General features: G+C 34.5%; 6 protein-coding genes. 5 read left to right on the top strand and 1 reads right to left on the bottom strand.

The features are described from left to right. The 5 genes from FOT98_RS24890 to ppsA all read left to right on the top strand — a co-directional run. The coding region (locus FOT98_RS24890) for an RNA-guided endonuclease InsQ/TnpB family protein (protein ID WP_144291167.1) at positions 1–334 on the top strand (334 nt) is incomplete at its 5' end. 160 nt (positions 335–494) lie between these two features. Next, entirely contained in the window at positions 495–1,439 is a 945-nt protein-coding gene (locus FOT98_RS24880; protein ID WP_063260374.1) for a LysR family transcriptional regulator, read from the top strand. Between the two features lie 287 nt (positions 1,440–1,726). Further along, a complete protein-coding gene (asnB, locus tag FOT98_RS24875; protein WP_144291169.1) occupies positions 1,727–3,625 on the top strand; it encodes an asparagine synthase (glutamine-hydrolyzing) in 1,899 nt (632 codons plus the stop codon). A gap of 284 nt (positions 3,626–3,909) precedes the next feature. Next, positions 3,910–4,191 (top strand): YolD-like family protein, encoded by a 282-nt coding sequence (locus FOT98_RS24870; protein ID WP_063260373.1) that lies wholly within the window; start codon positions 3,910–3,912, stop codon positions 4,189–4,191. Between the two features lie 122 nt (positions 4,192–4,313). Then, complete coding sequence (gene ppsA / locus FOT98_RS24865; protein ID WP_063260372.1) at positions 4,314–6,920, top strand: phosphoenolpyruvate synthase; 2,607 nt, start codon at positions 4,314–4,316, stop codon at positions 6,918–6,920. A 55-nt stretch (positions 6,921–6,975) separates the two neighbouring features. On the opposite strand, the gene FOT98_RS24860 is transcribed toward ppsA, so the two are convergent. Next, the gene (locus FOT98_RS24860) at positions 6,976–7,593 is read right to left on the bottom strand and encodes a TetR/AcrR family transcriptional regulator (RefSeq protein WP_063260371.1); all 618 of its coding nucleotides are present in this window, start codon (positions 7,591–7,593) and stop codon (positions 6,976–6,978) included. Between the last annotated feature and the right edge of the window lie 89 nt (positions 7,594–7,682).

The following is a 7,682-nucleotide window of genomic DNA, read 5'->3' as shown; positions in this document are numbered from 1 at the left end:
TGTGGTGAAAACCAAGCCAACGTTTATTACAGTAGAAGATTTGAATGTGAAAGGTATGATGAAGAACAAACATCTATCTAAAGCTGTAGCACAACAATGTTTTTATGCTTTTAAAACATGGTTATCAACTAAATGTAGGGAATATGGAATTGAACTACGTCAAGTAGATAAATTCTATCCCTCGTCAAAGTTATGTTCATGTTGCGGTCAAAAAAAGTCGGATTTAAAGCTGTCTGACCGAGTATATACATGTGATTGTGGAAATGTAATGGATAGAGATTTGAACGCGTCAATCAACCTTTTACAAGCAAAAAAATATACAGTACTAACATAAATAGATTGTATATATGTACGGTGGGCTACATCGGAATTTACGCCTGTGGAGTGTCACAGCAAACTGTAGTAGCAAGTGATTAGCGAGGCAGGGCACGTAGAAGCAGGAATACTCTAAGAATATACATTTGTCTATATTTTTAGTAGCAGATTATTTTTATATGGAATTAAGACAGTTAGAGTATTTCATGACACTTTATAAAGAACTTCATTTTACAAAAGCAGCAGATAAGCTAGGTATTACGCAACCTACATTAAGCCATCAAATTAAAGCTCTTGAAGACGAAATAGGTATGCCGTTATTTGACCGCATGGGAAAGAAAATAGCCATAACTGACGTTGGTTCTATTTTAGCCAACGAATGTAAAAATATTTTTAATGCATTAGATAATGTTAAAGAACAAATCAGTGAATTAAAGGAGATAAAAGGAGGTAAAATTGCAATTGCCACTTTGCCTGGCGAACTAACAGACTTAGTCTCCACTTTATTATTAGATTTTCATAAAAATTATCCAGAGGTAACAGTAAAAATTATAAGTTCGGATGAAATACTAGAATTAATAAACCAGAATCAGGTTAATTTTGCTGTTACAATTGATTCTTCCGAGTACGTATTCGAAGATGAAAAAATTGTAAAAATACCATTATACACAGAAGAGTTATTTTTAGTGGTATCAAATAACCATTCACTAGTTAATGAACAAGAAATACAATTCTCAGAATTGAATAAATTACCATTAATCTTGTTCCCAGACAGTCATGAATGCAGAAAGTTATTGAATTATACATGTTTACCACAAAAAATAAACTTGTCTCCAATTATTGAGACCTCTAGTATCGAATCGTTATTTGATCTTGTTAGAAATGAATTTGGAGTGACAATTGTCTCTAAAACTTTACTTGATATTACTGTAGATAATGATTTATCAGCAATTCCTATAGTAAATCCTAGAATTAGTAGGAAAGTTAACCTTATCTTGCGTAGAGATAAATTTATTGGGTTTGGCACTAGAAATTTTATTGAATTACTTACAAATGAAATTACAAAATTAGGGTTCCCTATTTCTGAACAAAGTAAAGAGCAGATAAGAAATTTAATTAAATAATGATTGAATTTCGAGTAACTATTAGAGGGGAGATAGAACATATCTATCATTATAATAGAAAAAGTAACATTGCCCTATGTTGTTATAGATATATAATTTAATTAAAGTTTCAATTAGTTTAGATCATCAAAAAAATGTCTTAGAACTTATTTATGAGATGAATATTAATTTATAAGCATTAAATATTTGTTAAGCTTTAATTGACGAACGTATTTTTTGACTTTTATTGAAAGTGGATTACACTATAAAAATTTTAGAGAGTAGATAATTTGAAAGTAGGTAAAAAAATGTGTGGCTATGTAGGGTGCTTGTATAATACTGCAAAAAGATATTCAGAAACAGAGAAAATACAATTTGAAAATATGACGAATCTGTTATACCACCGTGGTCCGGATGACCAGGGATATTTTCGTGACGAGCATGTTCAATTTGGGTTTAGACGGTTAAGTATTATTGATTTGGATGCGGGACATCAACCGCTAGCATATGAAAATGAGCGCTATATACTTATGTTCAATGGTGAAATTTATAATTATATAGAATTACGTGAAATGTTAATTAAACAGGGAGCATGTTTTTCAACTCAGTCAGATACGGAAGTTATTGTTGCCTTATATGCCCAAGTAAAAGAAGAATGTGTAAATTATCTTCGTGGAATGTATACTTTTGTTATTTGGGACCGTCAAGAGAAAAGATTATTTGGTGCTCGCGATCATTTTGGAATTAAACCACTTTACATTGCACAACAGAACGATATAACTTTCTTCGCATCTGAAAAGAAAAGTATCTTACATGTAATGCAAGATAAGGGTGTGAATCCAACTGCTCTCCAACATTATTTTACGTACCAATACGGACCAGAACCAGAAACATTAACAAATGATATTAATAAAATTGAACCTGGTCATTATTTCATAAAAGAAATTGGAAAAGAGCTAGAGGTTTATCGCTACTGGAAACCATATTTCAATGCTTCAGATAAAACAAAAGAGGAACACATTCGAGCAATTCGTGATGTATTATATGACTCAGTAAAAGTACATATGCGCAGTGATGTTCCAGTAGGTGCATTCTTATCTGGCGGGATTGACTCATCTATTATTGCTTCTATTGCAAAAGAAATAAATCCCAATCTCCTAACATTCTCTGTTGGTTTTGAGCACCGTGGATTTAGCGAAATAGATGTAGCGAAAGAAACTGCTGAGAAATTAGGAGTAAAAAACTATAGTGTGTTGGTAACACCGCAAGAATTTATGAATGAATTCCCAAAAATCATGTGGCACATGGATGATCCATTAGCAGATCCAGCAGCAGTACCATTGTACTTTGTTGCAAAAGAAGCACGTAAACATGTAACAGTTGTTCTGTCTGGTGAAGGTTCAGACGAGCTATTTGGCGGATATAATATTTATCGTGAGCCAAACTCTTTAAAAATGTTCTCATACATTCCTACTTCCGGGAGAACGGTTTTAAAAGCTTTAAGTGGAGTGCTTAAAGAAGGGTTTAAAGGGAAAAGCTTTCTAGAGCGCGGATGTACACCAATTGAAGAACGTTATTATGGTAATGCAAAGATCTTCCGTGAAGAAGAGAAAATGAAGTTAATAAAGTCTTACAATCAAAGTGTTAACTACAAGGATGTAACCAAACCACTGTATAATGAAATTCAGGATTATGATGATGTAAGTAAAATGCAATACATTGATATGTACACATGGTTACGTGGAGATATTTTATTAAAAGCGGATAAAATGTCTACAGCTCACTCACTAGAATTACGTGTTCCATTTCTAGATAAAGAAGTCTTTGATGTCGCTTCTAAAATCCCAACAGAATTAAAAATTGCCAATAGAACTACAAAGGCTATTTTACGTGAAGCCGTACGTGGTATCGTTCCAGATCATGTACTAGATCGTAAGAAACTCGGTTTTCCAGTGCCAATCCGTCATTGGTTAAAAGATGAAATGTATGACTGGGCTCTGAATATTATTAAAGAAAGTAAAACCGAACATTTAATTGATAAACAATATGTATTAAATTTACTGGAGGCACATCGCACAGATAAAGGTGATCATAGTCGTAAAATTTGGACAGTATTAGCCTTTATGGTATGGCACCAAATTTATATAGAACATACATATGATACGAATTTATTTAGTGAAGAGTGTCGAGTATATAATTTAGTTTAAAATTACATGTCCATCAATTTAAAAATTATATAACGGCTCCAAACAAAACTGTCCATTTTTACTTGGAGGGATAGCTTCAACAAAACGTGAATTTCGTCCGCTAAGCAATTTTTCACATAGAAAAGGCCAATACCCTGTACGCTAAAGGTATTGGCCTTTTTATCAGTGTAAGAAACATTCAATCGATAATTACAAATCATCATTAAAATACGAACGTATATACTTCAATAACAGCTAATCAAATGATAAGAAAACCACTGTAGTATATTTAACCATTTGCTAGTATGCCAGAGCAGTTCGTCTGTATTAAAGAAATGATACAGGAGCAAACAAAGGTCCCGCGTCCAATCTTAACGCAAGATGCAAAAGAAAGGATTGAAAATAAACTGTTAATTTCATATTTAGGTGAAGAAGAGGTGTTATTTACATATTATAAAAATGGCTATCTATATAAAAATTACATAACAGTAGCTGATATAAATCCATTAAATCAGACGATTACTTGTACCAATGCTTTTCATAATCAAAGGATGTTTAAGTTTGGTGATGTAATTGGGGTGGATTAGAGTGGGGGAGATATCTCTTCCTAACTTAATTATATCATGTAAATCAAGTTCGAAATAGACTGTTTATTCGTATTTACTCCTGCTACAATCAAGAACACATGCATAGTAAGGAGAGATGTTACATGAGTTCTTTCGTTCTCGATTTTCAGGAAATAGAAAACACGCAGCTTTCACTAGTTGGTGGAAAAGGTTTGAATTTAGGGGAGTTAACAAACATTCAAGGTATACAAGTACCTGAAGGTTTTTGTGTTACAACGGTAGGATATGAAAAGGCTATCGAGCAAAATGAAGAGCTTCAAACTTTGTTGCAGCAACTAACAAAGTTGAAAATGGAAGAGCGAGCTCAAATTGGTGAAATGAGTAAGAAGATTAGAGAAGTAATTATGCTAGTAGAAATCCCTTCTGATGTAGTGGAAGCGGTAACTCATTATCTCTCACATTTTGGAAATGAACATGCGTATGCTGTGCGTTCTAGTGCTACGGCTGAAGATTTACCGTATGCTTCGTTTGCTGGTCAACAAGATACGTATTTAAATATTATCGGAGAAGAAGCGATTTTGCAGCATGTAAGAAAGTGCTGGGCTTCTTTATTTACAGAGCGAGCAGTTATGTACCGCATGCAAAATGATTTTGAACATAATCAAGTTTCTATATGTGTTGTCGTTCAAAAAATGGTTTTCCCTGAGGCTTCGGGCATTTTATTTACGGCTGATCCGGTTACTTCTAACCGAAAGGTGTTATCAATCGATGCCAGTTTTGGACTTGGTGAGGCATTAGTATCAGGATTGGTCTCTGCCGATAATTATAAAGTAAAAGAAGGCGAAATTACAGATACGATGATAGCGACTAAAAAATTAGCTATTTATGCTGTAAAAGAGGGCGGAACAGAGACGAAACAGATTGATCCAGCTCAGCAAAAACTTCAAACATTGTCTGAACAACAAATTTTACAACTAGCAAGTATCGGAAGACAGATTGAAGCTTATTTTGGTTGTCCGCAAGATATTGAATGGTGTTTAGCCCATAATACATTTTATATTGTCCAAAGTCGCCCCATTACGACTTTATATCCAATTCCTGAAGAAAATGATGGGGGAAATCATGTATATATATCAGTTGGCCATCAACAAATGATGACTGATGCGATGAAACCACTTGGGTTATCTTTTTTCCTGTTAACGACTAATGCTCCTATGCGTAAAGCCGGAGGAAGGCTGTTTGTGGATGCTACACCAAGATTAGCTTCACCTGCTAGCAGAGATTATTTAATAAACACTTTAGGGAAGTCTGATCCACTTATACGAGATGCATTAACGACTGTAGTTGAGCGAGATGACTTTATTACATTGTTACCAGATGATGAAAATGGGAAGAGTGCTGGCAAAAGTGTGCCACCTGCAAGCTCGCAACCAGAAGTCGAAAACGCCCCGACAATCGTTACGAATTTAATAAAGAATAGTGAAGCATCAATTGAAGAGTTAAAACAAAACATGCAAATGAAATCAGGGGTGGATGTACTTGATTTTATCTTAGAAGATATTCAGCAATTAAAAAAAGTATTATTTAACCCGCAAAGTATCGCTGTTATTATGGCAGGTATGAATGCTTCAACATGGATAAATGAAAAAATGGAGCAATGGCTAGGAGAAAAGAATGCAGCAGACACGCTTTCTCAATCGGTACAAAATAATATTACATCTGAAATGGGTTTAGCATTAATGGATGTCGCTGATGTGATTCGGCCGTATCAAGAAGTTATTACGTATTTACAACATGTAGAAGATGATAGCTTTTTAAATGAACTAGTTCAGTTTAAAGGTGGAGAAGAAGCCCGAGATGCGATTCTAACTTTTCTAAATAAATACGGAATGAGATGTAGCGGAGAAATAGATATTACGAAAACCCGCTGGAGTGAAAAGCCAACTACAATTATCCCGATGATTTTAAATAATATAAGAGATTTTGAATATGGTGCGAGTAAGCGGAAATTTGAAGAAGGACTGCAAGAAGCTTTGAAAAAAGAAGAAGAGTTAATAGAGCGATTACAGCACTTACCGGATAGTAAACAAAAAGTAGAAGAGACGAAGCAAATGATTCGTAATATCCGTAATTTTATCGGTTACCGTGAATATCCAAAATACGGTATGATTAATCGTTATTTCATATATAAGCAGGCATTATTGAAAGAAGCTGAACAACTTGTGCAGAGCGGTATCATTCGTGATGTCGATGATATATACTATTTAACTTTTGAAGAACTTCACGAAGTAGTCCGTACGAATAAACTAGATTACGAGCTTATCCAAAAACAAAAAAATGATTATAAATTATATAGAAGACTAACGCCTCCTCGTATCATGACGTCTGATGGAGAAATCATTACAGGAAAATATAAACGAGAAAACCTCCCAGCTGATGCGATTGTAGGTTTGCCTGTTTCTTCAGGAGTTATAGAGGGAAGGGCACGCGTTATTTTAAACATGGAAGATGCGAATTTAGAAGAGGGAGATATATTAGTTACGGCTTTTACTGACCCTGGCTGGACACCATTATTTGTATCTATAAAAGGATTAGTCACTGAAGTCGGCGGACTTATGACGCACGGAGCAGTGATTGCACGTGAATATGGATTACCAGCAGTCGTTGGGGTAGAGAATGCTACGAAATTAATAAAAGACGGACAACGAATTCGGGTACATGGGACTGAAGGGTATATTGAAGTGTTGTAATGAAATAAAAGATCATCCGCTATTATAGTGGATGATCTTTTGTTATATAGCGGACTTATTTCTTTAAACCAGCCGCATAAAAAGGTCCATGAACTGCGATTGTAGATAAAATACGAGCAATTTCCTCAGGTGTTTCTTTTTGCCCGTTATTTAACCATTGCTGAATAACACCAATATGAGCAGATGCCATATAAGAAGCTAAATATTGGCTTGGGACAAGTAAATTCTCCTTATTAATGAGAGCACCATTCGTATCTTCAAATATTGTTTTCCACATAAAGTCCTTCAGTTTTGTTTGGAAAGATAAATCTCCTTTTGGACTTAATACAGCTTTCATAAAATCACTATTTTCATTTAGAAATGCAAGAACAGAAGTGATAAGAAGAAACGGCATTGTTGGAGAAGGATTGGAACCAAGATCAGCAATAACTTCAGGCAATCTCTGTTTGGCGATGCTAGAAACTTCATACATAATTTCTTCTTGGCATTTCGTCATTAAATCAAATTTATCTTGATAATGCGCATAGAAAGTACCGCGATTTATGTTTGCTTTCGTTGTAATATCTTTCACCGTAATAGCGTCAAAGCCTTTTTCTTCAATTAATTCGACCAAGGCATTTCGTATGGCAGTTTTCGTACGAATAACACGCAAATCTAAATTACTATCACGCAAAGTATGCCCCTCCTTCATTTTAGCCAACACATTTCAAAGATGTGTCTTATAACCGACACATTCACGATTTTTGATTATTGTATAAGGTT

This window comes from Bacillus sp. HY001, assembly GCF_007558965.1.
GTDB classification, from domain to species: domain Bacteria; phylum Bacillota; class Bacilli; order Bacillales; family Bacillaceae_G; genus Bacillus_A; species Bacillus_A mobilis.
The sequence above is the reverse complement of the archived record's forward strand: the minus strand, read 5'-3'. Positions and strand labels throughout refer to the sequence as shown.

What these genes read in the sequence shown, in the direction of transcription:
- FOT98_RS24880 (WP_063260374.1), top strand. Translation starts at nt 495, where the DNA reads ATGGAATTAAGACAGTTAGAGTATTTCATGACACTTTATAAAGAACTT.
- asnB (WP_144291169.1), top strand. Translation starts at nt 1,727, where the DNA reads ATGTGTGGCTATGTAGGGTGCTTGTATAATACTGCAAAAAGATATTCA.
- FOT98_RS24870 (WP_063260373.1), top strand. Translation starts at nt 3,910, where the DNA reads ATGCCAGAGCAGTTCGTCTGTATTAAAGAAATGATACAGGAGCAAACA.
- ppsA (WP_063260372.1), top strand. Translation starts at nt 4,314, where the DNA reads ATGAGTTCTTTCGTTCTCGATTTTCAGGAAATAGAAAACACGCAGCTT.